We start from the raw sequence: 26,235 nt of genomic DNA on the forward strand, positions 1-26,235 counted from the left end.
GGCAAAGTGACTGTAAAAAAGACAATGACCCTTAATCTAACTGAAGCAGAGATGACTGCGTTGGAGGAGTTGTGTATTGAAAAAGACATGAGCAAAACAGCCGTTCTCCGACAAGCTTTACGTTTGTATCAGTTAATTAATAACAGGAAAAATTTAGGTGATAAGCTGTTCTTAGAGAATGACACCATCAAAGAAAAGAAGGAGCTTGTCGTTTTGTGAAAACCACCCTTAATGTTCCGTTATTCAACCCTGCTCAGGGTATATACGTTGAAGCCTCACTTCACGAGCGTATCGATGCTGGCTTTGCTCGCCGTGCTGACGAATTATGGAAAGCACATATAAAGGAAATTATCTTGTCCGGACGCACTCTGGAAAAGATGGAACACGACCACTGGAAATGGGAAAGCAAGGTGGCTAACTCTGCTAACCTGCTCTCTTGCCCAACGTTTGCTATTGAATATAATAATGAACCCCAGGGCTTAATGCTGTTAACTACGGATGGTTATTTTTCTCGATTGGACAGCCAAAAAGGAACACCATTGGTGTACGTAACTTATCTTGCTTGCGCACCTTGGAACGATAGAAATATTGCAGAGACTCGTAGATTCAAGGGTGTTGGAACTATTTTGATGCGAGCCGCTATTGAAACTAGCATTGACATCGGTTTTAAGGGAAGAATTGGGCTACATTCACTTCCGCAATCTGAAGAATTCTATGAAAATTGTGGACTTGATTTCCAAGGTATTGATGCAAGCGTGGGGAATTTGAAATATTTTGAACTCAGCCAGAAGGCTGCAACTGAGTTTTTGAGATAGGAGAGTGCCATGAAATTTGAGATCACTCAGGAATGGCTCGCAAAAAGACTTGCACACTGCGAGGAGGATGGCATTGCAGCTGGAGGTATTCATCTTGAAGATTTCAAGAAAGATATTGAGCGAAGAACTGTAACACCATCTGTGCTTCAAAATGTACCAACCCAACTTGGCAAGGTAGTACGTTACGTTCGAGAACAGAAGGGATGGACAAGAGCTGAAATGGCTGAACTTGCGGACATAGATGAATCAGACTTGGTGTCTATCGAAACACTATCCAGCTATGACCCAAGGCCAAGAACAGTAATACAGCTTGCTGAAGTGTGCCGTTTCAAACGAAATGAATTTGTCCAGTTAGCTAATCACCGTACCATGGTTGCAGCCAACGACAATTCTGTCAGATTTGCTGCCAGCTCCAATGGAACAGAATCAATTAGTGATGAAGAATATGATGCGATTCGAGCACTAATCCAAGCACTGGCTCAATCAACATCTAAAACGCAGTGAAAAATATCCATCTCGACAAGAGAACAGCCAAGGATATTGATCAGCATATAGACAGGGTGCATCGTGACTTGGGCTATACAGATGGCATGATTATGTTGCCACAGGTGCGTGAGTTGTTGCGATTAGACTTGCACTACTACCAACTTGATGATCCAAAGCTTCTTGATGAAGTGGTTCACAAACTCAGGGTTGGTGCTAAGCAAGTAATCAATCGCCCAGGCTTGTTGTTGGACGCGGTGCGCAAGTTTGACCTGAATGCGTTATTCATTCCAGATGGGAAGCGCATTCTCATTGACGGGAGAGTTCCCGATTTGAAGAAGCGATGGTATGAATCGCACGAAGTAGCACACAGCCTTATTCCGTGGCATGCGGAATACATGCTAGGTGATGACAAGGAAACTCTATCGCAGTCTTGCCACCAATTTATTGAGGCAGAAGCGAATTACGGTTCTGGACGGCTTCTTTTTCCACACAATAATTTTACTGAAGCAAGACTTTCGAGTGAAATATCGATAGATCATGTTCGAAAATTAGCCAAGCACTTTGGCAACACAATTACCAGTACTCTATGGAGGTGTGTCGAACAGAGCGAGCATGCAATTTTTGCCGCCGTTGGGGAGCATCCTAAACATTATTGTGAAGGTAATTCGAAAATTGAGTACTTTGTTCGCTCAGAAAAGTTTGAACAGCAGTTTCAAAATGTATGCGAAGAGGATATTTGGGGGTGGAAACAATCTTACTGTGGATATAATAAATCTGGGCCACTGGGCTGTTCGGAAATTCAAGTGGCTGATATAGATGGCGAGCTTCAAGTGCTCCTCATGGAGAGCTTCAGCAATAGCCACAATGTGTTGACACTAGGGTGCTGGGTGCGGCCACAGCCTATTCAAGTATTTTTTTAATTGACCTGAACACAACTCTCCGTAGAAGCTTTCAGAAAGACTATTACAGTAAACTTGAGTGCGGCTTGTCGATAGCAACCGTTCGACGAACCTTGAAAGCGGACACACAATGCTGACAACCAGACCTCCTACGAGTGGCCGCTTCTGCCAAAAGCTGTCGTTCATCAGCGGGGCATTATTTTCTCCGCAATGCCTCTTTCTGGCACGTTGCTGACCGTAACGGGCCAACGTCAGAATTCGTCGAGAAATTCTTAAATAGCGATAATCTTAATTAATTATCACATATTCTTAAATAATTTTAATCCCTCCAGCCGCCTCCCACCAGCGCCGGACCGGAAGCGGAATGATGCGGCGAGCGATAAGGCCGTTGCTTCCAGTGCTCGATCTTGAAGCCGCCGTTGAGAGATTGAATCGCCGCGGACTCCAGCGCCTGGCTCTCGGTCATGGCCGGCAGAATGCCGGGCAGTCGGGCAGCCAGCATGGTCTTGCCGGTGCCTGGCGGGCCCGCCATCAGGATGCTGTGCCCTCCGGCGGCCGCGATCTCGAGAGCACGCTTGGCATGGGCCTGCCCCTTGACTTCGCTGAAATCGGGATAGCTCCGCTGACTTGCCTCGGGAATCTCCTGCCACCTGGCAAGCAACTGTCGACCGGTGAGTTGGGCGCAAACTTCGAGCAGCGAACTGGCCGGATAAATTTTAGCTTCTTCCACCAAAGCGGCTTCGGCGGCATTCTCGACGGGAAGAATGAAGGCGCGCCCGTCCTGACTGGCTTTGCAAGTCATTGCCAGCGCCCCGCGTATCGGGCGCAGTGCGCCGGTCAGGGCAAGCTCGCCGGCAAACTCGTACTGCGCCAGGTCATTCAAGGGAATTTGCCCGGATGCCGCCAGGATGCCAAGTGCGATCGGCAGGTCGAAACGGCCGCTTTCCTTGGGTAAATCGGCGGGCGCAAGATTGACGGTAATGCGACGGGCGGGAAATTCGAACTGAGCATTGAGCAGGGCGGATCGCACCCTGTCCTTGCTCTCCCTTACTTCGATCTCGGGTAGTCCGACCAGATTGAAGCTGGGCAGCCCATTTGACAGGTGCACCTCGACCGTCACCAGCGGTGCTTCCATGCCGGCCAATGCCCGGCTGTACAAGACCGCCAGCCCCATCGCTTACTCCGGACTTGCGCCGGATGGTTTCTCCATCTCGGCAACCTTGGCTTCCAGCGCTTCCAGCTTTTCGCGGGTCTTAAGGAGCACAGCCTGTTGCACGTCGAATTCCTCGCGCGTCACCAGATCCAGTTTGGTGAACACGCCTTGCAGCACGGCACGCAGGTTCTTTTCCAGATCCTTGGCCGGACTGTCGGCCAGCACCTGGCCAAGCTTACCGCTGATTTCTTCAAACACTTTTTGGCCCAACATCATGAATTGCTCCTTGTATAAACTTGAATTTTTTGCGAGCTTTCACCATACGGCGAAATACCTGCTTACCCCATTCAGTGTACCAAAATGAGGCCGGCCGAACACGCGCACTTTATTGGTGCATCTGGCCGCCAGGATGACTCAAATCGGTGCCAGGCACGCATAGCTAACCCACAAAAAAACGCTATATTGTTGAATACACACAGAATAATAATTCTGGCACGGCAAATGCTAAGAACAAGGCGAGGCTTATCTCATTTCACTTGAAAGGAAAATATCATGCGTAAAATTTCTCAAGCACTGGTCCTGGCAGGTGTTGTTACTCTGCCCGCCCTTTTCACTGTTCCGTCAGCCAGCGCGGCAGACGCGGCAGCCGCTTCGCCCCACACTTTCACGGGCAACGCCACGCTGGCATCCGAATACATTTATCGCGGCATCGCTCAAACTCGCGGCAAGCCAGCTATCCAAGGCGGTTTTGATTACGCGCATGCCAGCGGCTTCTATGCAGGTGTCTGGGGTTCCAGCATCTCCTGGATTGGCGATGCTGTGCCTGGGGCAAGCGCCAATGTGGAAGTCGATGTTTATGGCGGCTACAAAGGCAGTATTAGCGACGATCTGGGCTATGATGTGGGCGTGCTGACCTACAATTACCCAGGCAGCGGAAAAACCTTGAATGGCACTATTCTCGATCAGGATACCACCGAGCTTTACGGTGCCTTGAGCTGGAAATGGCTGACCCTGAAGTATTCGCACTCCACCACCGCACTCTTTGGCTGGGCCAAAACCGGCACGACACTCGACAAAACAACGGGCAGCAGCTATCTCGAAGCCAATGCAGCCTATGATCTTGGCAACGGCTGGGGCATCAATGGCCATGTCGGCCACCAGAAAGTCAAAGGCAACACGGATGCTTCTTACAGTGACTACAAGCTGGGTGCAACCAAGGATATGGGATTTGGCGTATTCAGCCTTGCCTATTCGACCACCAATGCAAAGGACAACTGTAGCGGCGCAGCGGCAGCAACGGCCAACGACGTTTACTGTTATGTCAACAACAACAGCACTGATGCCTACTCTGCCGGCAAGGGCCGTGTACTGCTGACCTTCGGCAAAACTTTCTGATCCAAGTACGCTAGGAGCCAACATGAAACTAGTAACCGCAATCATCAAGCCGTTCAAGCTCGACGAAGTGCGTGAGGCGCTTTCCGCCATTGGCGTACAGGGCATCACCGTCACCGAGGTCAAGGGCTTTGGTAGGCAAAAGGGCCACACCGAGCTGTATCGCGGTGCCGAATACGTTGTCGATTTTTTGCCGAAAGTCAAAATCGAGGCGGCGATCAAGGAAGACATGGTCGATCAGGTGATCGAGGCCATCGAAAAATCCGCCAAGACCGGCAAGATCGGCGACGGCAAGGTTTTCGTCTTTAACCTGGAACAGGTCGTCCGCATCCGCACCGGTGAATCCGGCCCGGATGCCCTTTAAAGGAGCAAGCCATAATGAAAAAAATCTTGAGTATGCTCGCCTTGCTGGGGATGCTGGGATTCTCCGGCCTGACCCTTGCCGAGGAAGCTGCAGCTCCGGCTGATGCCATGCCGGCTGTAACCGCACCCGAAGCCGCAGTAACTGCTGTAGCCCCGGCAGCGGAACCGGATGCTGCACCCGCTCCGGTGGCACAGAAACTGGACAGTGGCAACACCGCCTGGCTTCTGACCTCAACAGCGCTGGTGCTGTTCATGACCATTCCCGGTCTGGCACTGTTCTACGGCGGCATGGTGCGCAAGAAGAACGTGCTCGCCACGCTGATGCAAAGCTTCTCGATCACCGCCCTGATCACGGTAATATGGATGATCGCAGGTTACAGCCTGGCGTTCCGTGCAGGCGGTCCCTGGATAGGCGGGTTGGACAGGTTGTTCCTGGGTGGCATGGGGGTGAATGAGATGGCCGGTACTGACGGCCAGAACATCCCCGAGTCGGTGTTCATGATGTTCCAGATGACCTTCGCCATTATCACCCGGCCCTGATCGCCGGTGCCTTTGCCGACCGTATGAAGTTCTCTGCCATGCTGTGGTTCATGGCGATCTGGTCGCTCGCGGTGTACGCACCGGTTGCGCACTGGGTATGGGGTCCTGGCGGCTGGCTGCTGGACAAGGGCGTGCTCGACTACGCTGGCGGTACCGTCGTGCACATCAACGCCGGTATTGCCGGCCTGGTGGCAGCCATCGTCCTTGGCAAGCGTCTTGGCTATGGTCGTGAACCCATGGCTCCGCACAACCTGGTGCTGACCATCATCGGTGCAGCCATGCTGTGGGTAGGCTGGTTCGGCTTCAATGCCGGCTCTGCGGTGGCAGCCGACGGTCGTGCCGGCATGGCCATGGCGGTAACCCAGATCGGCGCTGCCGCTGCCGCGCTCTCCTGGATGTTCGCGGAGTGGATGGGCAAGGGCAAGCCCAGTGTGCTGGGCATCGCTTCCGGTGCTGTTGCCGGTCTGGTTGCCATCACCCCCGCATCCGGTTTCGTCGGCCCGATGGGCGGGCTGATCATCGGCCTGGCTGCTGGCGTGACCTGCTTCTGGGGCGCAACCAGCCTGAAGCGTATGCTCGGTTATGACGACTCGCTCGATGCCTTCGGCGTGCACGGCGTGGGCGGCATCGTCGGCGCCATCCTGACCGGCGTGTTCGCGGTCAAGGAAATCGGTGGAACCGCTGGCCTGCTGGAAGGCAACGGCGGCCAGGTCGTCACCCAGTTGTTGGGTGTTGGTGTCACGGTAGTCTACGGTCTGGTGATGACCTATATCATCCTCAAGGTGATCGATGTCGCCATTGGCTTGCGCGTCTCCGAAGAAGAAGAACGCGAAGGCCTGGACGTTGCGCTGCATGGCGAGCACGTCGAATAACAATCATCTCTCGCAGTATTCAGGGCGCCTTCGGGCGCCCTTTTTTATTTGCGATCAGGCGATTTTCGTCGTTTTCTCCTGACAGCCTGCTGACTTCTAAAATCAGCAATAAATGCTTCATGGCAGGGGAGTCTGACAAAGCAGAATTAACAAAGTAGAATCGTGAGCGCTCAGATTGATGAAATTGATCTGGTCAGCGGAATCGGCGCACGTGTTTTTTCTTGTGCTCTTCCGGAATCGAAACTTGCTGAAGAATATGTCTGTGAACATGAAATACTTACCTACATCCAGACGGTTATGGGTGCCCTTGCTGTGCCTGTGCGCAAGCATGACCTTGACCACCCCGGTTGCGATGAGCAATCCGGGCCTGTCTGAAGACGCCAAAGTCACGACCTGCGGCGGGCCGAAAGAAGCTGCCACGCGCCTTCAGCAGCGCATCGAGCAGGCTGGGGAAACGCTCCAAGGATTGTCCGTTTTTGTTTCCGGTAACGCCCTGGACGTACCGCCACCCGCATCACTGTTTATTGTCGACCTGGCTGATGAAGATGCGATCAAACGCCGTGTCGCCGAACTGGCCGAGGCGGTCAAAGCCAAACAACCTGTCCCACCCCAGCCTGGCTCTGTTGCCGATTGTGCCAGCCGTTATCCTGAACTGGCTGCGCAGTCTGCAGAACTGGACTCCCTGAAAACAAAGATCAACCGCCTTCGCCTCGAGTTCCTGTCTTTGCCGCGCGTGCGTCGCGACACCTTGGTCAGCTCGCAACAAAGCGTTTTGGCCCATGGCCAAAAGGTGGCGGAGCTCGAACACGAACGCGCAAGCGCCGAGCGGCAGCAAAGCGAAGCTTCTGGATTGATCGAAACTGCCGAGGCGCAGGCCCGTTCGGAAATTACAGTCGATCTGCGCGAACTGGCTTCGCAGCGGGCTTTGCTTGAAAAGTCCCGCGAGGAAATTGCCGGTCTGCAAGTCAGGTTCTCAACCCATTTGCGTGAGCGCACGGAAGGCTACCGCAATACCGCATCGCAGTTGTCCGGACTGGCCAGCGTGCTGACGCAGGGCTATCTGCCGCAGAAGATTAACGCAGCGTATGATCAGACTGTACAGATCTGGCGCCAGCTGGTCGATCAGGGGTTTGAACGCATTGTGGACCCGCAGCGCTATGAGCCTTTGCCGACCTTGCCGGTCGTTCCAGCCGTGCTGCTTTCCCGCCTTGGCGCAGACCCCCAGGCCGGAGCCTACCAGGATGCATACCGGAAGGCGCAGATCGAATATGCTTCGGTCGCTGCTCTTCGCCAGGAGCGATTTGCCGAAGAGCGCAACAGCCTGTTCCGGTTGCTGTTGCAGGCGAGCAAGCTGCGCTCGGAACTGCTCAAGGAAACGGCGGCGATTGACCACACCCCGGCTTTCCAACTATCCAGGAATTATTTTTCCGACCTCTACCGCGAAATTCGCATCGTGCCCTACCGGCTTTACGCTTTCCTTGCGACCCAATTTCTTGATATTCGCGAGAAGGCCGGCAAGGGGATGCTCGGGCTGCTGGAAATTGCCGGCCAACTGGCGATCTTTGCACTGCTCGTCGCGATTCCGTTCGCTATTTTTTATAGTGTACGCGGCATCGGTGGATGGCTGGACGGCCTTCGCCGCGAAATGATCCGCGAGCAGATGCATCTAACTGAGGCGCGTCGTCGCATGGTTCGTGTTACCGCTATCGTGATTCGGCGCATCACCGTCTATCTGCCGTGGGTCGTCATGTTGCTGGGAATATGGCTTGCCGAACGGCTGATTGCCGCTACGGTCTTCGCCGAGATCGCTGCGGTGCTGCCCTACCTGGCCTACTATGTGTGGTTCCGTATTTTCGTCAATCTGGTATCGGGCCTGATGGGCATCATTGCTTACACCGGAACGCTCAAGGGTGTTACCGCAGTGGGTGTGCGCATTCAACATACCGCCAAAAGGGTAGGCGCATTCTTTTTCATAGCGCTGGCGATGAAGCACGCGACACTGGACGTTGTAGGGGAAGCGCTGGTCTATCGCATCGTGTCTGTTCTCATGATATACCTCGGTGCGGTCATCTGTTTTGTCGCCGCCCGTCAGTGGCGTGACGAAATCGTGTCGCGTGCCGACCGTGTGCTTCCCGTGTGGCTGGCCGGTCGCGTGCAGCAGGTCTGTTCGGGCTGGCTAACCTGGTTCGGCTGCCTGCCAGCGCTGATTCTGGTTATCGGCGGGATGCTTTTCTCCCGCGTCCGCAACTGGGCCGGAGAAACCGATCTCTTCAAACACATCGGCGCAGAGATTTTTCGTCGGCGTATCGAGGGTAAGGTAGGGGGGGATGCGGAAAATGCCGCTCAGAAAAAAACGGGGCGCTACCGGCTGAATATCTGAACTGGTTTGACCTGGGAGCACCAGAGGATGCCTCGCTGCTGATCGAGCCAAGTAACGGTATCGTCGAACGGATTCAGGCAATAGTTCAGGCATGGACACGGGAATCTGGCGGCGAACACTCACTGGCGATATACGGCGACAAGGGCAGCGGAAAGTCGTCGTTGCTGCGCGTAGTTGAGAACGCAAGCCAGGGCTGCCGGGTAATCAAGATTACCGTTCCGGCCAAACTGGCAACCCGGGCCAGTGCGCTCGAATTCTTCTCGAAATCTCTCGCGCTCGATCTTGCCGAGGGCCTGGCCTCGCTTGCCGCCATGGACAAGCGCAGCGAAAAGACGCTGGTGCTGGTGGACGAGGCGCATAATCTGTTCCTCGCAAAGCCGGGGGGTTCGAGGGCTATCTGGCGTTCATGGAACTGGTCAATGCCAATACCACCAACCTGTTCTGGTGCGTGAATTTCAATCGCCGTTCCTGGGATTATCTGGAGGGGGCTTTCGGCCGTGGCCAGTTGTTTCGCAATACGCTGGAAATCCCGCCTTTGACCGATGCTGATGTGCAGAACCTGATTCTGAGGCGGCACCGGCACACCGGATTTTTACTTTCTTACGACACCATCATCCGAGCCACGCAAGGTCCGGATGATTTTACCGGTCTGGCGCAAATCGAGACCCAGTTCTTTCGCTTGCTGTGGGGTCAATCCAAGGGCAATCCCCGTGCTGCAATCGTGCTCTGGACATCGGCGCTATCGCCTGCGGGCAAGGACAGACTCAAGGTCGGCATTCCCTATTACCGACCGATTATCGGGTTGGCAAAACTAGGCGATGAAGCCCTGTTTGTGTATGCGGCAATCGTTCGTCACGAAAATCTGACTGTGGCCGAAGCTGTTGCGACCACCAGCCTGCCTGAAGCTGTAGTGCGGGATGCTATCCGGGCAGGTATTAATGCCAATGCCATTGCCTGCGGCGAGGATCAGCGCTACCGTTTCAGCCCGACCGCGCAGTTTGCATTGATCCAGTTTCTGCGGGGAAAGAATTTCATCCATGGATAGCAACGACCTGAACCCGCTTGCCGGGCTGGCTACGATCTTTCAACTGGATCGCTTGCTGCTTCTGGTGGTGAGCATTGTTCTGCTGGCACTGTTCGTGAAGACGATCAAGCGTTTCGCCGACAAGCTGTACCAGGAATTCCCGGCACGCCGGCTGGCCATCTCTCAGACCATCACCAGCCTCAGTTTCTTTATCTACATCGTGGGCGGCACCTTCCTGGTCTACGGCATTCTCAACCCTCCAAAGGAGCTGATGATTGCGGTAGGGGGCAGTGCGGCGGTCGCCATCGGGCTGTCGCTGAAGGATCTCGTTTCTTCGGTGATCGCCGGTTTTATCCTGCTCTTCGATCGCCCTTTTCAGGTCGGCGACCGGGTGAGTTTCGGCGGTGTTTATGGTGAAATCAAAAGCATCGGATTGCGGGCGGTCCGGCTGGTTACCCTGGATGACAACGAAGTGACCATCCCCAACAACCGCTTCATGACTGATGTGGTTTCGTCAGGAAATTCCGGTGCGCTGGACATGATGATCACGGCGAATTTTCATCTCGCGCTGGACGCCGACATTCAGCTCGCCCGCAGCCTGCTCCGTGAAGTGCTGGTGACCAGCCGCTACGCTTACCTCAAGAAACCGGTTTCCATCGTGGTTGCCGAAGTCGAAGTGGCCGAACGCCTGGCAGTGCAACTCAAGGCCAAGGCCTATGTGATCGACGTGCGCTTCGAAAAGGCTTTCCAGACCGATGTCTATCTGCGCGCCATCGAAGCCTTCGAACGGCATGGCATCAAGCGCCCGGTGCTGAAATAGGCCGGCGGGCAGCTTTTCTCATATACTTGGGATAATATCTACCTGCGCCATCCTCCTTAACCGACCGGATCTACCCGTATGCAAGACCTGATCGACAAGTGGTTGTTTGACCCTGTGGTGGGAAAAATCGTCGCCGTGGTCTTGGTGGTGGTTGCCGTCATCGTGCTGGTACGCTTCCTACAGGGCGCCATCGGTCGTCATATTGAAAATTCAGAGCTGCGCTACCGCATCAGGAAACTGATCACCTTCTTCGGTTATGTCCTCGCGATCTTTCTGCTGTCCCTGATATTCAGCGACAAACTGGCGGGGCTCACCGTGTTTTTTGGCGTGGCCGGCGCAGGTGTGGCTTTCGCCCTGCAAGAGGTCATCGCAAGCGCGGCGGGCTGGGTCTCGATGTCTTTTGGCCGTTTTTATAATGTCGGCGACCGTGTCCAGCTGGGCGGCATTAAGGGCGACGTCATCGATATCGGCGTGTTGCGGACCACCCTGATGGAGTGCGGCGGTTGGATCAATGGCGACCAGTACAATGGCCGTATCGTGCGGGTCGCCAATAGCTTTATTTTCAAGGAGCCCGTCTACAATTATTCATCGGATTTTCCGTTTCTCTGGGACGAGATCCTGATCCCCGTCCGATACGGCAGCAATTACGAAATGGCGCGCAAGGAATTTCAGCTTGTGCTGGAAGATGTCACCGGTGAGCATGCCCGCATCCTCAAGGGAGACTGGCGAAAAATGACGGACCAATACATGCTGGAGGACGCCCGGCTGGAACCTATGGTCACGCTGAACATCAAGGAAAACTGGGTCGAGTATGCCCTGCGCTATGTCGTGGACTATAAGCAGCGGCGCAGCACCAAGGACAAGATCTGCGTCCGCCTCCTTCGGGCCATTGAACAGTCAGGGGGCGACATCAGGCTGGGCGCCCCATCATTTGAGGTGGCGTCAATCCCCCCACTGGATATTTTCCTGAAAAACGGGGGAGACGTGCCCTCGCCAATCGGAACAGAACATCCGTCAGATACGTAACTATGCGGCTCTCGGTCACGCCATCCAGGCAAGGGGGAGCGTCAATCCCACCTTGCCGTTCCTCGCAGGGCAACCGTTTTGGCGGCGCCCCCAGTTACCAATGCTCACCTTGGTCAAGTAAGCCGGTTGGAAACCTGACATGCTTATGAATTTCCTGCCGGTCGAGATAGCCCTGGACCTGGCTCACGACCGCCTGCGCCTTGTCGAAGGACGCCCATGAGCGGCGCGCCGATCGTAACCTGGGACGAGGCTGGCGAGCCCCGCTCCGTCCTGTGGCGCTCTGAGAGCGGGGCTCCGCCGCCTACGCGTGTGGTCATTGCCGATGACCGCATGACGGCCGATACCGCCTATCGTTTGGCCTGCGATGGCACCGCACTGCTGTGGCGCGGCGATTTCCAGAATGCGCGCCAGCTGCTGCAGTCGATGGTGCGCCGCGCCGATCGCAAGCCCCTCAAGTCATCCGCGACGCCTGCCGAAGCATTTCATCTGCACCGCATGACCCAAGGCCAGCGCGCACGTGCGCTAGGGATGCTGCTGCTGCCGCTGGATGACGACTATGGCATCCCTTTGCGACGTGCGCCCGACGTGCGGCAAGCCTGCGCGGAGGCTTATGGCCCCGGAGAGAGCCCCTCCGTGGTCTCGCTGCGCGAGCTTCTGGGCCTGATCGGCGCCCACGAATGGCGCAAAAAAGGCGTTGAAATCCCGGCGCTCGAAGATCGCATCCACCCGTACTATGGCGTGTTCTCCCCGGTTCGCGGCGAGTATGTGGGGCTGGTGGCCGAGGCGCCACTACCCTCGATGGAGCTGGCTTTCGACATCGGTACCGGTACCGGCGTGCTGGCTGCAGTGCTTGCTCGCCGGGGTGTCGCGCGCATTGTGGCCACCGACCAGGACCCGCGTGCACTGATGTGCGCCCGCGAGAATCTGGCGCGGCTGGGTCTGGCCGAGCAGGTAGAGGTCGTACAGGCGGATCTCTTCCCCGCAGGACGGGCTCCGCTCGTGGTGTGTAACCCGCCATGGGTTCCGGCGCGGGCAAACGCGCCCATCGAACACGCGGTTTATGATCCTGACAGCCGTATGCTGCGCGGATTTGTCAGTGGACTGGTCGAACATCTTGAGCCGGAAGGGGAGGGCTGGCTGATACTCTCGGACCTGGCCGAGCATCTGGGCTTGCGCACGCGGGCCGAGTTGCTTGCCCTCTTCGACAAGGCGGGTTTGAAGGTCGTGGGCCGGATCGATGTCCGGCCGACCCACCCCCGCGCGTCCGATGCCACAGACCCGCTCCATGTTGCGCGCGCGGCGGAAATAACGTCGCTCTGGCGTCTTGCGGCGTGCTGATCGCGAATTACAATATGCTTTCGATCAAGGCATGGTGCTGGGCGAAATCCGGTATTCCTGAATTTTAAATTCTTAATGAGGGCTGCCGATGTTGACTGAATTTTTACCCGCCTTGCCACCCCCGCAGGTAAGGGCCCTTGATTAGCGACGAACTCAGTCTCGGCGGCCTGTTTGTCAGCAGCTTTCTCGCCGCCACTTTGCTGCCGGGCGGCTCCGAGGCGGTGCTGTTCGGTGTTCTCAAGCTCAATCCCGGTTTGTTGTGGCCGGCGTTGGCGCTGGCGACGCTGGGCAACACTTTGGGCGGCATGAGTTCCTACCTGCTCGGGCGTATTCTGCCTGAGCGTAAGCCGACAAAATGGCTGGTTTTCGTGCATCGCTATGGCAGCCCGGCGATGCTGTTGGCCTGGGCGCCACTGATCGGCGATGCGCTGTGCGTTGCGGCGGGATGGTTGCGGCTCAACGCCGTTCAGGTTGCGCTGTTCATGGCTGCCGGCAAGCTGGTGCGCTATCTGGTGATTGCCTGGGCGGCGGTGTAAAGCCTGGCCACAGCGTTTACTGAGGCCAAAAGCAGGTGCCTTCAGGCGACACAGAGAAAGTGACAGCACTGGCTGAGTGGCTATTTTCTTTTTTTGGCGCTCAGCGAACCTGGTTGTAGTGCAATGGTCAGACATAAGACTTCAACCTCGAATTGCGCTAGAATTTGCCCTTTACGGCAGCACTGACAGAACATGACGACCGCACGCCTCAGAGAAATTCCTTACAACTACACTTCGTTTTCCGACCGCGAAATCATCATTCGCCTGCTCGGCGAGGAAGCCTGGGAAATCCTTAACACGCTGCGTGCCGAACGCAAGACCGGGCGCTCGGCGCGCATGCTGTTCGAAGTGCTTGGCGACATCTGGGTGGTCTCGCGTAACCCCTACCTGCAGGACGATTTGCTCGCCAACATCAAGCGCCGCAAGGCACTGGTCGAGGCGCTGCGCCATCGCTTGCGGGCCATCGAGGCACGCCGCCAGGATAACGAGGTTGTCAGGCAGTTGCTCGAAAGTACTACCCGCGCTGTCGATACATTCGAAATGGATTTCGATCATACCGCGCGCCTGCGCCGCAAGGTGCTCAAGAGGCTGCTGCCCCACACCCGCCGCGACAATGTCCAGTTTGACGGCTTGGCGCGAGTGTCGCACGTCACCGATGCCACAGACTGGCGTGTCGAATATCCCTTCGTTGTGATCAATCCCGACACCGAAGAGGAAATCGCGCCGCTGGTGCGCGCTTGCATCGAGCTCGGTCTGACCCTGATCCCGCGTGGTGGCGGCACCGGCTACACCGGCGGAGCAGTACCGCTGGACAAGATGTCGGCGGTAATCAACACCGAAAAACTAGACTACCACAATGGCGTGGAAATGCTCAGCCTGCCCGGCGTGCCGGAGCCCGTGCCCACCATCCGTTGCGGCGCAGGCGTCGTCACCCGGCGGGTGATGGAGGCGGCGGATGACGTCGGCCATGTATTCGCAGTCGATCCGACCTCAGCGGATGCCTGCTGCATCGGCGGCAATGTAGCCATGAATGCCGGCGGCAAGAAGGCGGTCTTGTGGGGCACCGCGCTCGACAACCTGGCCTCGTGGCGGATGGTCGACCCCGATGGAAACTGGCTGGAGATTACCCGCCTCGACCATAATCTGGGCAAGATCCACGATGTCGAAACAGCGCGCTTTCGCATCACCCGCCTCGGTGCGGATGGCAAAACCACCAAATCCGAAGAGATCCTCGAGATTCCCGGCAGTCATTTTCGCAAGACCGGGCTGGGCAAGGATGTTACCGACAAGTTCCTCTCCGGCCTGCCTGGTATTCAGAAGGAGGGCTGCGACGGTATCATCACCTCGGCACGCTTCATCCTGCACACCATGCCCAAACACATTCGTACCGTGTGTCTGGAATTCTTCGGTCAGTTACACCGGGCCGTGCCGGCCATTGTCGAGATCAAGAGCTATCTGGATGCCCACCCTCTAACCATACTGGCCGGACTGGAACATCTCGACGAACGCTACATCAAGGCAGTCGGCTACGCCACCAAGGCAAACCGGGCGGAACGTCCGAAAATGTTGCTGCTAGCCGACATCGCCAGCGACGATGAAGCCGCAGTGGGCGAAGCGGCATCGCACATCGTAAGGCTCGCTAACGCCCGTGGTGGAGAAGGCTTCATCGCGGTCAGCACAGAGGCGCGGAAAAAATTCTGGCTCGATCGCGCCCGCACCGCCGCTATCGCCACTCATACCAATGCCTTCAAGATTAACGAGGATGTCGTCATCCCCCTGCCGCGCCTGGCTGATTACAGCGATGGCATCGAGCGTATCAACATCGAGCTTTCGACTCGCAACAAACTCAATCTGCTGGATGCGCTGGAAGAATTCATCGCTGGCGACTTGCCGCTGCACCGCGACGAAGAAGTGCAGCCCGACGCCGAACTGCTAGTTACACGGCGTGAAACTGCCCTGGCACTGCTGCGCGACACTCGCAAGCGTTGGCAGCAGCTGCTGGAAAATATGGATGCGCCCTACGCCGGCTCCGGTTTCGAGCCGGAGGCGTCCAATCCCGAACTCGAAACCATTTTTCATGCACTGCAGGACCACACCCTGCGTATCTCATGGAAGAAGGAGGTTCGCGCCGAGTTGCACCGCATTTTTTCCGGGCGCGAGTACCAGCCGATCCTGGAGAAATGTGATTCTATCCACCAGAAAATTCTGAAGAGCCGGGTGTTCGTGGCGCTGCACATGCATGCCGGCGACGGCAACGTGCATACCAACATCCCGGTCAACTCCGACGATTACGAGATGCTTCGGGCCGCAAATCAGGCGGTGGCACGCATCATGCGGCTGGCCATCGATCTGGGTGGGGTGATTTCGGGCGAACACGGTATCGGTATAACCAAGCTGGAGTTTCTCGAACCTGCAGCGATCGCCACTTTCGCCGCCTACAAGACCAAGGTCGATCCAAATGGTCATTTCAACCGCGGCAAGCTGCTGCCGGGGGCGGATCTGCGTAATGCCTACACTCCCAGTTTCAACCTGCTCGAAGTCGAATCGCTGATCATGGAGCAGAGCGAGATCGGCGAAATCGCCGACTCGATCAAGGACTGCCTGCGCTGCGGCAAGTGCAAGCCGGTATGCAATACCCATATCCCGCGCGCCAACCTGCTTTATAGCCCGCGCAACAAAATTCTCGCCACCAGTCTGCTGATCGAGGCGTTTCTGTACGAAGAGCAGACCCGGCGCGGGATTTCCCTCAAGCATTTCGATGAATTCAACGACGTCGCCGACCATTGCACGGTGTGTCACAAATGCCTCGCCCCCTGCCCGGTGGATATCGACTTCGGCGATGTTTCGATCTCCATGCGCAACTTCCTGCGCAAGCAGGGCAAGAAGAAATTTAATCCCGGCAGCTATGCCGCGATGCTGTTCCTCAACGCGACCGATCCAACCACCATCAAGGCGATCCGCAAGGTCATGATCGAATGGGGCTACGCCGGGCAGCGCCTGGGCTACCAGCTGGCAAAACGTTTCGGCCTGATCGGAGGACAGACCCGGAATCCGCCCGCCACCGTAGGCAAGCCGCCGATCAAGGCGCAGGTCATCCACATGATCAACAAGCCGATGCCGGGCAACCTGCCGAAGAAAACCTCGCGCGCCCTGCTCGGACTGGAGGACCCGGCCATCGTGCCGGTAATCCGCAACCCCGCCAAGCTCAACGAGGATTCCGATGCGGTGTTCTATTTCCCCGGTTGCGGTTCGGAGAGGCTGTTCGGCCAGGTGGGACTCGCCACCCAGGCGATGCTGTTCGACCTCGGTGCACAGACCGTATTGCCGCCGGGTTACCTGTGCTGCGGCTATCCGCAAACTGCGTCAGGCCAGGACGACAAGGGCCAAGCCATCACCACCGCCAATCGTGTGCTGTTCCACCGCGTCGCCAATACCCTGAACTATCTCGACATCAAGACCGTGATCGTGTCCTGCGGCACCTGCATGGATCAGCTGCTGAAATACCAGTTCGACAAGATCTTCCCTGGTTGCCGCCTGCTCGACATCCACGAATACCTGATGGAAAAAGGGCTCAAACTGGAAGGCGTGACAGGCACACGCTACATGTACCACGACCCCTGCCACACTCCGATCAAGACCTACAACCCGCTGAAGGTGGCAAACGATCTGCTCGGCGGCGGAGTCAAATTGTCCGACCGCTGCTGCGGCGAATCCGGCACGCTGGCGGTAACTCGTCCCGACATTTCCACCCAGATCCGCTCCCGAAAGCAGGAGGAAATCGTTAAGGTAGCAGCTGAAATAAACCGGGAAACCGGGTCTGATGTAAACCCGAAGATTAAATTATTGACATCTTGTCCCTCTTGTTTGCAGGGATTACACCGCTACAATGACGATACGGGTATTGAGGCCGATTACATCGTAGTGGAGATGGCGCGGCATCTTCTCGGGTCGACCTGGATGGAAGACTACATCGCCAATGCGAGCAATGGTGGTATCGAACGGGTGCTGCTGTAGAAAAATTATTCATGTGCGATCTGTGTGAAAATACGGGCGGAACACCCCTGTGGCAGGATGCGCTATGCCGGGTGGTGCTGGTCGAAGATCACGACTACCCCGGCTTCTGCCGTGTCATCTGGGCCAGCCATGTCAAGGAGATGACCGACCTGCCGGTAGCGGAACGCCGGCATTTGATGGATGTGGTGTTCGCAGTGGAAAGTGCGGTTCGGCAGATACTGCAACCGGATAAAATCAATCTGGCCAGCCTGGGAAACCTGACCCCGCATCTCCACTGGCACGTTATTCCGCGCTGGCGGGGCGACCGGCATTTCCCCAACCCGATCTGGGGAGAAATGCAGCGTGATGCGCAGCCGGTTGCGCCAGAGAGGCTGGTGGAAGGCTTGCGTAATCTAATCCATGAGGCGATGCATCCCGCTTCAAACTGATCGAATCAAGGAGGCTTTCATGGACTCACCCGTGCTTCCCGAACCGGCGCTATCGCCCCAGTTCAGCGATGCCATTACCTGCAAGCAATGGCTGAAAACGCTGCCGCTGACCAATGTCCCTCTGACCCACGCAGCCCTCACCGCCCAGATTGAGTTGCTTAACCGGGCTTCCGTTGCTCCGCTGGAGCGCCTCAAGATCAGCGAACTGCTCCGTGATCCGGTCGCCTTTGTGCAACTGGAGATGGTCAAGAAATACCTCGGCAAGCCCTTGCCACTCGAGATTGTTCAGCTCAATAACTGGAATAGCGTAGTCGGTCTTTGGGCTGCACTGGGCGCGGCCTACCGACTTTCCCTCCAGGCCTGCCTGGAAGGTGACTCCAGCGTTGCCACGCACGCTGCCCTGATCACCCAGCGTTGCCTGCGCTACACAGGCCTGCAGTTGTTGGAACATTATCGTATCTACCGCGAAGTCGATAAGGGCTTGTGGCAACAGGCGCACGAGTTGTATGCCCTCGCCGAGCAGCGGGGTTACGCCATGGACGCGGTAAGAGATAGTCTGAATAAGCAAGCTGACAGCGTCTCCTGCACGGCCTCCTATGCCCAGATTCTGCTCGCCCACGTGGCAGATCCTTACCGTTTGTCGTCTAAACAGCTCGCCTTGGTAGACCGCTGGCTGGACAAATGGGGGGAGCGCGTAACGATCACCACGACTCCGCCGAAAGACTCTTCATTGTCGCTGATTGGAGTGGATCTGGCCTCGTCAGCGCCCCCCGTTATTGTGCGCGACGACGTGAAACTGGCTAACCCTCGCTATCTCGACACCGAGCGGTTCGCCTCCGCTTTCCGCAGACGCATCAAGCGGCTCAGAAAGAATGAGGATCCCTTCGCGCTGGGACTGGGCGAAGACTGTGTTCAGCCCGAATGCGAAGCCTTGCTGACCGTGCTCTACCAGCACTGGTGCGAGTCCGCGCCGAAACGCAGGAACTTTACCCGCCGACCGGGTGCGGACAAGGCGCAAGTCGCGCTCGGCATGGCGGCAATTCACTTTTTCCTGGGCGGAGAAAAACCCTTCAAGCAGCCGGGCGAAACGGAAAAGCTCACCAAGCGAGAAATCGAGGATCTGCAATTTTTTGGCCGCATCAGCGATCAGACTGAAAAACTGAATATTTCGCAGCTGGGATTTGGTCTGGAAACCTGGCAGATTCAAGATGAAGGCGCGCTCGGTTTCCGCCTGGCAAGGTCAGATAAGAGCGGCATCCGCAGCAGCCTGAAACAGCCTATCGCCATACGTCCGGCAGACAGCAGCACCTATTCGCTGGGCGTTATCAAGTGGCTGATATTTCCCTCGAGCGATGGGCTTAATATTGGCGTTCGCATCTTGCCCGGCGCACCGCTCGCCATCGCAGTACGCCCCGTATCGCTGATGACGAATGCCACTACCAAATACGTCCAGGCTTTTCTGCTCCCGGACATGCCCGTGCTGAAAGAAACCACCAGCCTCGTGCTACCGTCGGGCTGGTTCGCTCCGGGCAGACTGGTGGAAATCCGTACCGGCGAAGAGTCCATGACCGTCAAGCTGAACAATTTGATTGAAAAAGGCAGCGATTACGAACGGGTGGGATTCGCCAAAGTTTAGCCTGGTCTATAAGCACTATTTTTCACAATCGTTTAATTGCTCGCTTCACCAGCAATTAAACGCCTTGCTGGAAAACATGCGCTGAAAGTGCTGCCCTTGCCTGGCGTGCTTTCGATTTCTAGCCGAGCCTGATGGCGTGTCAAGGCATGCTTTGCGATAGCCAGCCCCAGGCCGGTTCCGCCGGTTTCACGCGAGCGACTGCGGTCCACCCGGTAAAAACGCTCGGTGAGGCGCGGTATGTGCTGCGGCTCGATGCCGACACCACTGTCCTGCACGCTGAATACTCCTTCTTCCTCCCACTCTTCCCATTGCAGCACGATCTCACCACCGTCCGGCGTGTACCGAATGGCATTGCTGACCAGGTTGCCAAAGGCGCTGCGCAACTCGTCCTCGTTGCCCAGCAGCCAGCGCTCCGAAGCCAGGTTAAGCCGCAGCCGATGCCGTCCAGAGCTCAAGGATAGGGCGTCTTTCAATAAATCCTGCAGCAGGTGTGGCACGTCAACTTTTTCTTCCCGATGGGCAGTGTGGGTGCTTTCCAGCTTCGACAGCATTAACAGATCCTTGACCAGATGTTGCATGCGGTTGGTCTGGTCGAACATCAGGTTCAAATAGTGCCGGGTCTGGGTTTCATCCAGATGCTCCATGTCCACCAGCGTTTCGAGAAAGCCGCCAACCACGGTCAGCGGCGTGCTCAGTTCGTGGGAAACGTTGGCGACGAAATCACGGCGCATGGTCTCGACCCGTTCGAGCTGGGTAATGTCTCGACTGATCAGGAGCTTCTGTTCGTCTCCAAAAGGGATTAGCTGAATCGACAGCACCAGTTCGCGGTTGCGGGTGGACTTGAAGATCAGCGGTTCGCGATAGTTATGCGCCGCCAGGTAATCGGTAAACTGGGCCTGGCGGATCAGATAGGTCATCCACTGCCCGCGGTCGCGGTCGAGGTTGATACCGAACTGCGTCTCGGCCACCGGATTACACCACTCGATCTGGCCGCTGCTGTTCATCATCACGACGCCGTCCGGCATCGCCTCGCCAGCCTGCTGGAAACGCTCCAGCGCATTGGAAAGATTGTGCTGGCTATCGGATTGCTGCCGCTCCAGCTGGTAAAGCACGGCAAAGGGTTCTTCCCACAATCCTGATCCGTGAGGCACCGTTCCGACATCAGGCTTGCGCAGCCAGCCATCCAGTGCATCCAGATTGCGCAAATGATGAAGAAGGTAAAACAATAGCAGGATGACCATCAGGATCAAGGCCGGAACCGCGCCGACTGCCGCCCACAGGACGAGCGGAGCGGCCGCCAGCAGGGCTAGTGTCATCAATGAGCGCCACCAGAAACTAAGCATGAGGGATGGTGTGGAATCTGAACATGGGATTAAGGATATTCTAACCTGAATTGTTCATTAATCATGAAGCCCTCTCTCGCAAACGGGTTGCCCTCATTCCAACCTTCTCCCATTGGGATAAGGTGTAATGGTGAAGAGCGCTGGCTTTGATTTGTGCTTGTTATGAATTGGGATGAACCGACAGCCGGTAGCCGGAACCCCGCACGGTCTGGACCAGGCCATCGTGTCCGGTCGCTTCGAGCGCACAGCGCAAACGGCGTATATGCACGTCAACAGTACGATCTTCGACAAACACATGGTTACCCCAAACCTGGTCGAGCAGCTGTGCTCGGGAATACACTCGCTCGGGATGGGCTATCAGGAAATGCAGGAGGCGGAATTCTGTCGGCCCCAGCTCGATTGGCTTGTCGTTGCCGGTTACCCGGTGCGTCGCGGGGTCGAGGCGCAAGCCGGTCACCTCCACCACATCGCCTGCCATCTGCGGCGCACGGCGTCGCAGCACCGCCTTGATGCGGGCGTTCATCTCGCGCGGGCTGAATGGCTTGGTGATGTAGTCATCGGCGCCGGTTTCCAGGCCGGTGATCTTGTCCTGCTCATCGCCTCGCGCCGTCAGCATGATGATAGGCACGCCACGGGTTCGGCCGTCGGCCTTGAGGCGCCGAGCCAACTCTACCCCGCTCATACCCGGTAGCATCCAGTCGAGCAGGATCATGTCGGGCAACGTCTCGCGCATCAGGGCCAGCGCCTGCTCGGCGCTATCGGCGACAACGGGGCGATGCCCTGCCTGTTGCAGATTGAGTACCACCAGTTCCCGAATCGCGGGTTCGTCTTCCACCACCAGTATCATTGCCGACATAGACGTTCCTGTGTAACCGATCGAATAAAATAGTGAATATTATGTCGCCAATATGACAGTTTGATGACAAAAAATCGGCGGGCGTTGTGGCTTGTCTCAGGCTGGTTTATGTTTTACCACAGAAGCTGCCTCAAAAAATAGCATGGATGCGACTATGGCATTTGGCCCTCCGGCGCGAAGCAGTGAAGCGCCGTTTGGTTATTCCAAACAAGTGAGCCGCGACAAAGCCGGAGGGCCAAATGCCGACGTCCCGAAGGGTTGCTGCCAGAAAGGCCGGCAGCGTTGTTCCACTCCTTGGCATCGTAGACGCAGCTACGGCCGGCGTCGCGCGCCTAGCTGCCAGCCTTTCTGGCAGCAACGCATCCCATGATATTTATTGAGGCAGCTTCTTAAGTCGGTTATGATTTCCACTTTACAATTGAGTCGCTTCTCCTGAACAGCATGGAAAAAACCACCCATTTCGGTTTTCAGACCGTCGAGGAATCACAAAAAGCGAAGAAGGTCGCGGAAGTATTCCATTCCGTGGCTCAGCGCTACGACCTGATGAACGATCTGATGTCAGCCGGGCTACACCGGCTGTGGAAGCATTTCACCATCGAACAAAGCGGCACACGTGAAGGCAGCCGGGTGCTTGACATCGCCGGCGGCAGCGGCGACCTGGCACGCGCCTTTGCCAAGCGCGTCGGCAACAGCGGACAGGTAATCCTCACCGACATCAACAGCTCGATGCTTGGGGTCGGCCGCGACCGACTGCTGGACGATGGTATCGTTCCCCTGGCGGCACAGTGCGACGGCGAAAAGCTGCCTTTCCCGAGCAACCATTTCGACTGTGTCACCGTCGCCTTTGGCCTGCGCAATATGACCCACAAGGATGCCGCGCTGCAAGAGATGTACCGTGTCCTGCGCCCCGGCGGACGGCTTTTGGTGCTGGAATTCTCCAAGATATGGAAACCGCTGCAACCCCTGTATGATGTGTACTCGTTCAAGGCACTGCCCGCAATGGGCAAGCTGGTGACGGACGACTCGGAAAGCTATCGTTACCTCGCCGAATCCATCCGCATGCACCCCGGACAGGAAGAACTGAAGCAGATGATGGAACAGGCAGGCTTCGAGCGTGTCGAATATTTCAATCTGAGCGCAGGCGTTGTCGCTCTGCACAAAGGTTACAAGTTTTAGTCGGCAGGTCGGCCTTCAGCCCGACCTGGAATCTGACATAGCTGAATTATCAATGGAGGTTTCCGTGAGTAAATTTTTCACCCTGTTTTTCGTTGCGTTGATCAGCTTTGGCCTGACTGCGCACGATGCTGACGCCAGGCGTTTGGGTGGCGGCACCAGTTTCGGCAAACAGCGCACGACCACATCCCAGCAGACGGCAACACCGCCAAAGCCGGCGCAAGCTCCTGCTGCGGCCCCGGCTGGCGGCAACAAATGGCTTGGCCCATTGGCTGGTTTGGCAGCGGGTGGGCTGCTCGCCTCCATGTTCATGGGTGGTGGCCTGGGCGGCGGCATCGGCAACATCCTGATGATCCTCGCCCTGGTTGGCGGCGTATTTTTCATCATTCGCATGCTGAAGAAGCCACAGCCGCAACCGGTTCAATACGCCGGTCACACTGAACGATCGGTTGTGACCGACATGGCCGAGCCTGTTGGCTCTGCCGCGCCCGCCGCAGCGATGCAGGCCGGCAGCACCCGTCCGGCCTGGTTCGAGGATGAACCCTTCCTGCGCGAAGCCAAGAAGCAGTTCCTCCGCCTGCAGGACGCCAACGACCGCGGCGACATCAACGACATCCGCGAGTACGTCACGCCGGAAATGTATGCCGAAATCAGCATGCAAATTCAGGAACGCAACGGCCAGGCAAACAAAACCGAAGTGGTGACGCTCAACGCCGACATCGCCGATGTGGTCACCGAAGGCGACTTGGTGATCGCCAGCGTGCGCTACTCCGGCATGATCCGCGAAGAAGCCAATGGCCCGGCGGCAGCCTTCAGCGAAATCTGGCACATCCAGAAATCCCAGTCATTGCCCAACGCAACCTGGTTTATTTCAGGCATACAGCAGGTTTAACCCCTCTCCTCAATCCTCTACCGCCAGCGGGAGAGGAGGCAAACGAGAAAGAAGCTTGTTTTGACCCAATTGATTTCTGAAACGCCGAGCAAACGGCCCGGCAGCGCAGTTTCGGCCTTGCCAGAAACTGCGCTGGCCGGGCTTCTCAATCATCTCCTCAGCCAGCACTCCTGGGCGATGGCACGTCTGCGCCCGCATGCCGGTAAAACCCTGCAACTGCGACTACCGCTGACATCTGCCTCTTTTACCATCCAGGACGACGGCAGCTTCACACTCGCCGTGCCGGGCGCACAGGCAGACGCCACGCTGACCCCCAACCCCCTGGCTTGGCTGATCTCCTCGGATGCACGCTTCATCGCCGGCGGGGAAGATGCCGCTCTGGCCAAGGAGCTCGCAGATACCCTGGGCAAAATGCGCTGGGATGCAGAAGAAGACTTGAGCCGCGTGCTCGGCGATATTGCCGCGCACAAGCTGGTTTCCACCGTAGCCGATGTACTCGAGTGGCACAGGAACGCCGCTGAAACCATCGCCAAGTCCTGGGCCGAGCACTGGCAGGAGGAAAGCCCAATGCTGGCCCAACCCGAGCAGGTGCATGCCTTCTTCAAGGAAGTGGGTGAAATGCATGACCGGGTGGAACAACTGGAACAAAAAATAAAACAACTCTCAGCTAAGTAATGAAACTCCTGCGTCTCGCCAAAATTATCTATGTCACCCTGCGCTTCGGCCTGGAAGAATTCATCCTCGGTCATGAGCGCTTCCGCTGGCTGCGGCCGCTGGTCATGGTTGCGCTGTTCTGGCGACCGCTTGACGAGCCGCGGGCAGTCAGGCTGCGCCAGGCGCTCGAAGCGCTCGGGCCGATCTTCGTCAAGTTCGGCCAGGTGCTCTCCACCCGGCGCGACCTGATTCCTGCCGACATCGCCGACGAGCTCGCCAGATTGCAGGACCGAGTGCCGCCGTTCGCGCCAGAAATCGCCCTGGCGGCGATAGAAAAAGCTTACGGTAAGCCTGCCGGTGAGGTGTTTGCTGAATTCGACCCGGTGCCGGTGGCCTCTGCGTCCGTCGCCCAGGTTCACTTCGCCCGGCTAAAAGATGGGCGCGAGGCGGCAGTAAAAATCCTGCGTCCTGCCATCGCCCACGTCATCGCCCACGACGTTGCGCTGCTCTATGCCGGTGCCAGCCTGGTCGAGTCCCTGTGGGAGGACGGCAAGCGTCTGCGCCCGCGCGAGGTGGTGGCAGAATTCGAGAAACACCTTGAGGACGAGCTTGACTTGATGCGCGAGGCCGCCAACGGCAGCCAGTTGCGGCGCAATTTCCAGGATTCCGACCTGCTGCTGGTGCCGGAAATCTATTGGGACTGGTGCCATACCAGCGTGATGGTGATGGAACGCATGGCCGGCACGCCGATCAGCCAGGTCGATGCTTTGCGAGCGCAGGGCATCGACATCCCCAAACTCGCTCGGGAGGGGGTGACGATCTTCTTTACCCAGGTGTTCCGCGACGGTTTCTTTCATGCCGACATGCACCCCGGCAACATCCTGGTCAGTCCGGACGGGCGCTACATCGCACTCGATTTCGGCATCATGAGCACCCTCACCGACAGCGACAAGAACTACCTGGCGCAGAACTTCCTCGCCTTCTTCAAGCGTGATTACAAGCGCGTTGCCCTGGCCCACATCGAGTCCGGCTGGGCGCCGCCGCAAACCCGCGTGGACGAGTTCGAGGCGGCGATTCGCGCGGTGTGCGAGCCGATCTTCGACCGTCCGCTCAAGGAAATTTCCTTCGGACGCTTCCTGTTGCGCCTGTTTCAGACCTCGCGCCGTTTCGGTGTAGTGATCCAGCCGCAACTGGTGATGCTGCAGAAAACCTTCCTCAACATCGAAGGACTGGGGCGTCAGCTCGACCCTGACCTCGATCTGTGGCAAACCGCGCTGCCTTTCCTGGATCGCTGGATGAACGAACAACTCGGCTGGCGCGGCCTGATCAGAACCATCAAGACTGAAGCGCCGCAATGGGGAACCCTGTTACCTCAGTTGCCGCGCCTGGTGCATCGCGCCTTGAGCCACGCAGGGGATAGCGAAGTTCAGCAACTCCGCGAAGAGTTGCGCGCGCGGGACGCGCGCGAACGGCGCTGGATGATGGTGATTGCCGTATTGTTGGCACTGGTGCTGCTGGGACAGTTGCTGCCGTGGCTCAGCCTGTTGTTGCCCGAATCCTACTAAACTCGTTTTACCTGCTTATACCCGATTGGT

24 protein-coding genes and 2 pseudogenes are annotated in these 26,235 nt (G+C 57.0%); 22 read left to right on the forward strand and 4 right to left on the reverse strand.

What is annotated here, in order from left to right:
- The first annotated feature begins 6 nt into the window (after positions 1-6).
- From SCD_RS01295 to SCD_RS01310, 4 genes are read left to right on the forward strand one after another with little or no spacing between them, the layout of a single operon-like run.
- A complete protein-coding gene (locus tag SCD_RS01295) occupies positions 7-219 on the forward strand; it encodes a ribbon-helix-helix protein, CopG family (protein WP_009206945.1) in 213 nt (70 codons plus the stop codon).
- Positions 216-815, forward strand: a complete 600-nt coding sequence (locus SCD_RS01300; RefSeq protein ID WP_009206944.1) for a GNAT family N-acetyltransferase — start codon at positions 216-218, stop codon at positions 813-815. Before SCD_RS01295 ends, SCD_RS01300 begins: the two co-directional genes overlap by 4 nt.
- Before the next feature lie 9 nt (positions 816-824).
- Positions 825-1,319 (forward strand): helix-turn-helix domain-containing protein, encoded by a 495-nt coding sequence (locus SCD_RS01305; protein WP_009206943.1) that lies wholly within the window; start codon positions 825-827, stop codon positions 1,317-1,319.
- Entirely contained in the window at positions 1,316-2,221 is a 906-nt protein-coding gene (locus SCD_RS01310; RefSeq protein ID WP_009206942.1) for an ImmA/IrrE family metallo-endopeptidase, read from the forward strand. The genes SCD_RS01305 and SCD_RS01310 overlap by 4 nt, the downstream gene beginning before the upstream one ends.
- 310 nt (positions 2,222-2,531) lie before the next feature.
- Here the strand turns inward: SCD_RS01310 and SCD_RS01315 are convergent.
- Both SCD_RS01315 and SCD_RS01320 read right to left on the reverse strand, forming a co-directional pair.
- Positions 2,532-3,374 (reverse strand): annotated as a pseudogene (locus SCD_RS01315) (YifB family Mg chelatase-like AAA ATPase); the annotation flags it as partial.
- Between the two features lie 3 nt (positions 3,375-3,377).
- On the reverse strand, positions 3,378-3,629 hold the full coding sequence (locus tag SCD_RS01320; RefSeq protein WP_009206940.1) for an accessory factor UbiK family protein: 252 nt from the start codon (positions 3,627-3,629) through the stop codon (positions 3,378-3,380).
- A gap of 276 nt (positions 3,630-3,905) precedes the next feature.
- Between SCD_RS01320 and SCD_RS01325 the strand changes: the two genes are divergently transcribed.
- From SCD_RS01325 to SCD_RS01390, 14 genes and pseudogenes are all read left to right on the forward strand, one after another.
- The gene (locus SCD_RS01325) at positions 3,906-4,748 is read left to right on the forward strand and encodes a TorF family putative porin (protein WP_009206939.1); all 843 of its coding nucleotides are present in this window, start codon (positions 3,906-3,908) and stop codon (positions 4,746-4,748) included.
- A 22-nt stretch (positions 4,749-4,770) separates the two neighbouring features.
- Complete coding sequence (gene glnK, locus SCD_RS01330; RefSeq protein ID WP_009206938.1) at positions 4,771-5,109, forward strand: P-II family nitrogen regulator; 339 nt, start codon at positions 4,771-4,773, stop codon at positions 5,107-5,109.
- 14 nt (positions 5,110-5,123) lie between these two features.
- Positions 5,124-6,520 (forward strand): annotated as a pseudogene (locus SCD_RS01335) (ammonium transporter).
- 162 nt (positions 6,521-6,682) lie between these two features.
- Complete coding sequence (locus tag SCD_RS16300; protein WP_009206935.1) at positions 6,683-6,895, forward strand: hypothetical protein; 213 nt, start codon at positions 6,683-6,685, stop codon at positions 6,893-6,895.
- Positions 6,849-8,900, forward strand: a complete 2,052-nt coding sequence (locus SCD_RS01345) for a coiled-coil domain-containing protein (protein WP_041673283.1) — start codon at positions 6,849-6,851, stop codon at positions 8,898-8,900. The genes SCD_RS16300 and SCD_RS01345 overlap by 47 nt, the downstream gene beginning before the upstream one ends.
- Before the next feature lie 161 nt (positions 8,901-9,061).
- Positions 9,062-9,352 (forward strand): hypothetical protein, encoded by a 291-nt coding sequence (locus tag SCD_RS17085; RefSeq protein WP_009206933.1) that lies wholly within the window; start codon positions 9,062-9,064, stop codon positions 9,350-9,352.
- Positions 9,307-9,945, forward strand: coding sequence for a hypothetical protein (locus SCD_RS01355; RefSeq protein WP_009206932.1), 639 nt, complete (start codon positions 9,307-9,309; stop codon positions 9,943-9,945). The genes SCD_RS17085 and SCD_RS01355 overlap by 46 nt, the downstream gene beginning before the upstream one ends.
- Entirely contained in the window at positions 9,938-10,744 is an 807-nt protein-coding gene (locus SCD_RS01360; RefSeq protein WP_009206931.1) for a mechanosensitive ion channel family protein, read from the forward strand. Before SCD_RS01355 ends, SCD_RS01360 begins: the two co-directional genes overlap by 8 nt.
- Before the next feature lie 78 nt (positions 10,745-10,822).
- Complete coding sequence (locus tag SCD_RS01365; RefSeq protein ID WP_009206930.1) at positions 10,823-11,770, forward strand: mechanosensitive ion channel family protein; 948 nt, start codon at positions 10,823-10,825, stop codon at positions 11,768-11,770.
- 216 nt (positions 11,771-11,986) lie between these two features.
- Positions 11,987-13,108: a methyltransferase gene (locus SCD_RS01370; RefSeq protein WP_009206929.1), complete on the forward strand. Its 1,122-nt coding sequence runs from the start codon at positions 11,987-11,989 to the stop codon at positions 13,106-13,108.
- A 140-nt stretch (positions 13,109-13,248) separates the two neighbouring features.
- The gene (locus tag SCD_RS01375) at positions 13,249-13,644 is read left to right on the forward strand and encodes a YqaA family protein (protein WP_041673591.1); all 396 of its coding nucleotides are present in this window, start codon (positions 13,249-13,251) and stop codon (positions 13,642-13,644) included.
- 192 nt (positions 13,645-13,836) lie between these two features.
- Positions 13,837-17,658: a DUF3683 domain-containing protein gene (locus tag SCD_RS01380; protein WP_009206927.1), complete on the forward strand. Its 3,822-nt coding sequence runs from the start codon at positions 13,837-13,839 to the stop codon at positions 17,656-17,658.
- 11 nt (positions 17,659-17,669) lie between these two features.
- Complete coding sequence (locus tag SCD_RS01385) at positions 17,670-18,086, forward strand: HIT family protein (protein ID WP_009206926.1); 417 nt, start codon at positions 17,670-17,672, stop codon at positions 18,084-18,086.
- Positions 18,087-18,105: 19 nt separating this feature from the next.
- On the forward strand, positions 18,106-19,722 hold the full coding sequence (locus SCD_RS01390) for a hypothetical protein (RefSeq protein ID WP_009206925.1): 1,617 nt from the start codon (positions 18,106-18,108) through the stop codon (positions 19,720-19,722).
- Between the two features lie 32 nt (positions 19,723-19,754).
- On the opposite strand, the gene phoR is transcribed toward SCD_RS01390, so the two are convergent.
- Both phoR and phoB read right to left on the reverse strand, forming a co-directional pair.
- Entirely contained in the window at positions 19,755-21,038 is a 1,284-nt protein-coding gene (phoR, locus tag SCD_RS01395) for a phosphate regulon sensor histidine kinase PhoR (RefSeq protein WP_009206924.1), read from the reverse strand.
- Positions 21,039-21,225: 187 nt separating this feature from the next.
- Positions 21,226-21,921: a phosphate regulon transcriptional regulator PhoB gene (phoB, locus tag SCD_RS01400; RefSeq protein ID WP_009206923.1), complete on the reverse strand. Its 696-nt coding sequence runs from the start codon at positions 21,919-21,921 to the stop codon at positions 21,226-21,228.
- A 441-nt stretch (positions 21,922-22,362) separates the two neighbouring features.
- Here phoB and ubiE point away from each other — a divergent pair, with 441 nt between their 5' ends.
- The 4 genes from ubiE (at position 22,363) to ubiB (ending at position 26,205) form a co-directional block, all read left to right on the forward strand.
- Positions 22,363-23,097, forward strand: a complete 735-nt coding sequence (gene ubiE, locus SCD_RS01405; protein WP_009206922.1) for a bifunctional demethylmenaquinone methyltransferase/2-methoxy-6-polyprenyl-1,4-benzoquinol methylase UbiE — start codon at positions 22,363-22,365, stop codon at positions 23,095-23,097.
- A gap of 64 nt (positions 23,098-23,161) precedes the next feature.
- Positions 23,162-23,986 (forward strand): Tim44 domain-containing protein, encoded by an 825-nt coding sequence (locus SCD_RS01410; protein ID WP_009206921.1) that lies wholly within the window; start codon positions 23,162-23,164, stop codon positions 23,984-23,986.
- A 60-nt stretch (positions 23,987-24,046) separates the two neighbouring features.
- Entirely contained in the window at positions 24,047-24,661 is a 615-nt protein-coding gene (locus SCD_RS01415) for a ubiquinone biosynthesis accessory factor UbiJ (protein WP_009206920.1), read from the forward strand.
- The gene (gene ubiB / locus SCD_RS01420) at positions 24,661-26,205 is read left to right on the forward strand and encodes a ubiquinone biosynthesis regulatory protein kinase UbiB (protein WP_009206919.1); all 1,545 of its coding nucleotides are present in this window, start codon (positions 24,661-24,663) and stop codon (positions 26,203-26,205) included. The genes SCD_RS01415 and ubiB overlap by 1 nt, the downstream gene beginning before the upstream one ends.
- Positions 26,206-26,235: the final 30 nt, after the last annotated feature.

The organism is Sulfuricella denitrificans skB26 (assembly GCF_000297055.2).
Taxonomy (GTDB): domain Bacteria; phylum Pseudomonadota; class Gammaproteobacteria; order Burkholderiales; family Sulfuricellaceae; genus Sulfuricella; species Sulfuricella denitrificans.

Excerpts from the sequence above, each read along its gene's own strand:
- SCD_RS01305 (WP_009206943.1), top strand. The coding sequence starts at position 825 with ATGAAATTTGAGATCACTCAGGAATGGCTCGCAAAAAGACTTGCACAC.
- SCD_RS01320 (WP_009206940.1), bottom strand. The coding sequence starts at position 3,629 with ATGATGTTGGGCCAAAAAGTGTTTGAAGAAATCAGCGGTAAGCTTGGC.
- SCD_RS01325 (WP_009206939.1), top strand. The coding sequence starts at position 3,906 with ATGCGTAAAATTTCTCAAGCACTGGTCCTGGCAGGTGTTGTTACTCTG.
- glnK (WP_009206938.1), top strand. The coding sequence starts at position 4,771 with ATGAAACTAGTAACCGCAATCATCAAGCCGTTCAAGCTCGACGAAGTG.
- SCD_RS01345 (WP_041673283.1), top strand. The coding sequence starts at position 6,849 with ATGACCTTGACCACCCCGGTTGCGATGAGCAATCCGGGCCTGTCTGAA.
- SCD_RS01355 (WP_009206932.1), top strand. The coding sequence starts at position 9,307 with ATGGAACTGGTCAATGCCAATACCACCAACCTGTTCTGGTGCGTGAAT.
- SCD_RS01360 (WP_009206931.1), top strand. The coding sequence starts at position 9,938 with ATGGATAGCAACGACCTGAACCCGCTTGCCGGGCTGGCTACGATCTTT.
- SCD_RS01365 (WP_009206930.1), top strand. The coding sequence starts at position 10,823 with ATGCAAGACCTGATCGACAAGTGGTTGTTTGACCCTGTGGTGGGAAAA.
- SCD_RS01370 (WP_009206929.1), top strand. The coding sequence starts at position 11,987 with ATGAGCGGCGCGCCGATCGTAACCTGGGACGAGGCTGGCGAGCCCCGC.
- SCD_RS01380 (WP_009206927.1), top strand. The coding sequence starts at position 13,837 with ATGACGACCGCACGCCTCAGAGAAATTCCTTACAACTACACTTCGTTT.
- SCD_RS01385 (WP_009206926.1), top strand. The coding sequence starts at position 17,670 with ATGTGCGATCTGTGTGAAAATACGGGCGGAACACCCCTGTGGCAGGAT.
- SCD_RS01390 (WP_009206925.1), top strand. The coding sequence starts at position 18,106 with ATGGACTCACCCGTGCTTCCCGAACCGGCGCTATCGCCCCAGTTCAGC.
- phoR (WP_009206924.1), bottom strand. The coding sequence starts at position 21,038 with ATGACACTAGCCCTGCTGGCGGCCGCTCCGCTCGTCCTGTGGGCGGCA.
- phoB (WP_009206923.1), bottom strand. The coding sequence starts at position 21,921 with ATGTCGGCAATGATACTGGTGGTGGAAGACGAACCCGCGATTCGGGAA.
- ubiE (WP_009206922.1), top strand. The coding sequence starts at position 22,363 with ATGGAAAAAACCACCCATTTCGGTTTTCAGACCGTCGAGGAATCACAA.
- ubiB (WP_009206919.1), top strand. The coding sequence starts at position 24,661 with ATGAAACTCCTGCGTCTCGCCAAAATTATCTATGTCACCCTGCGCTTC.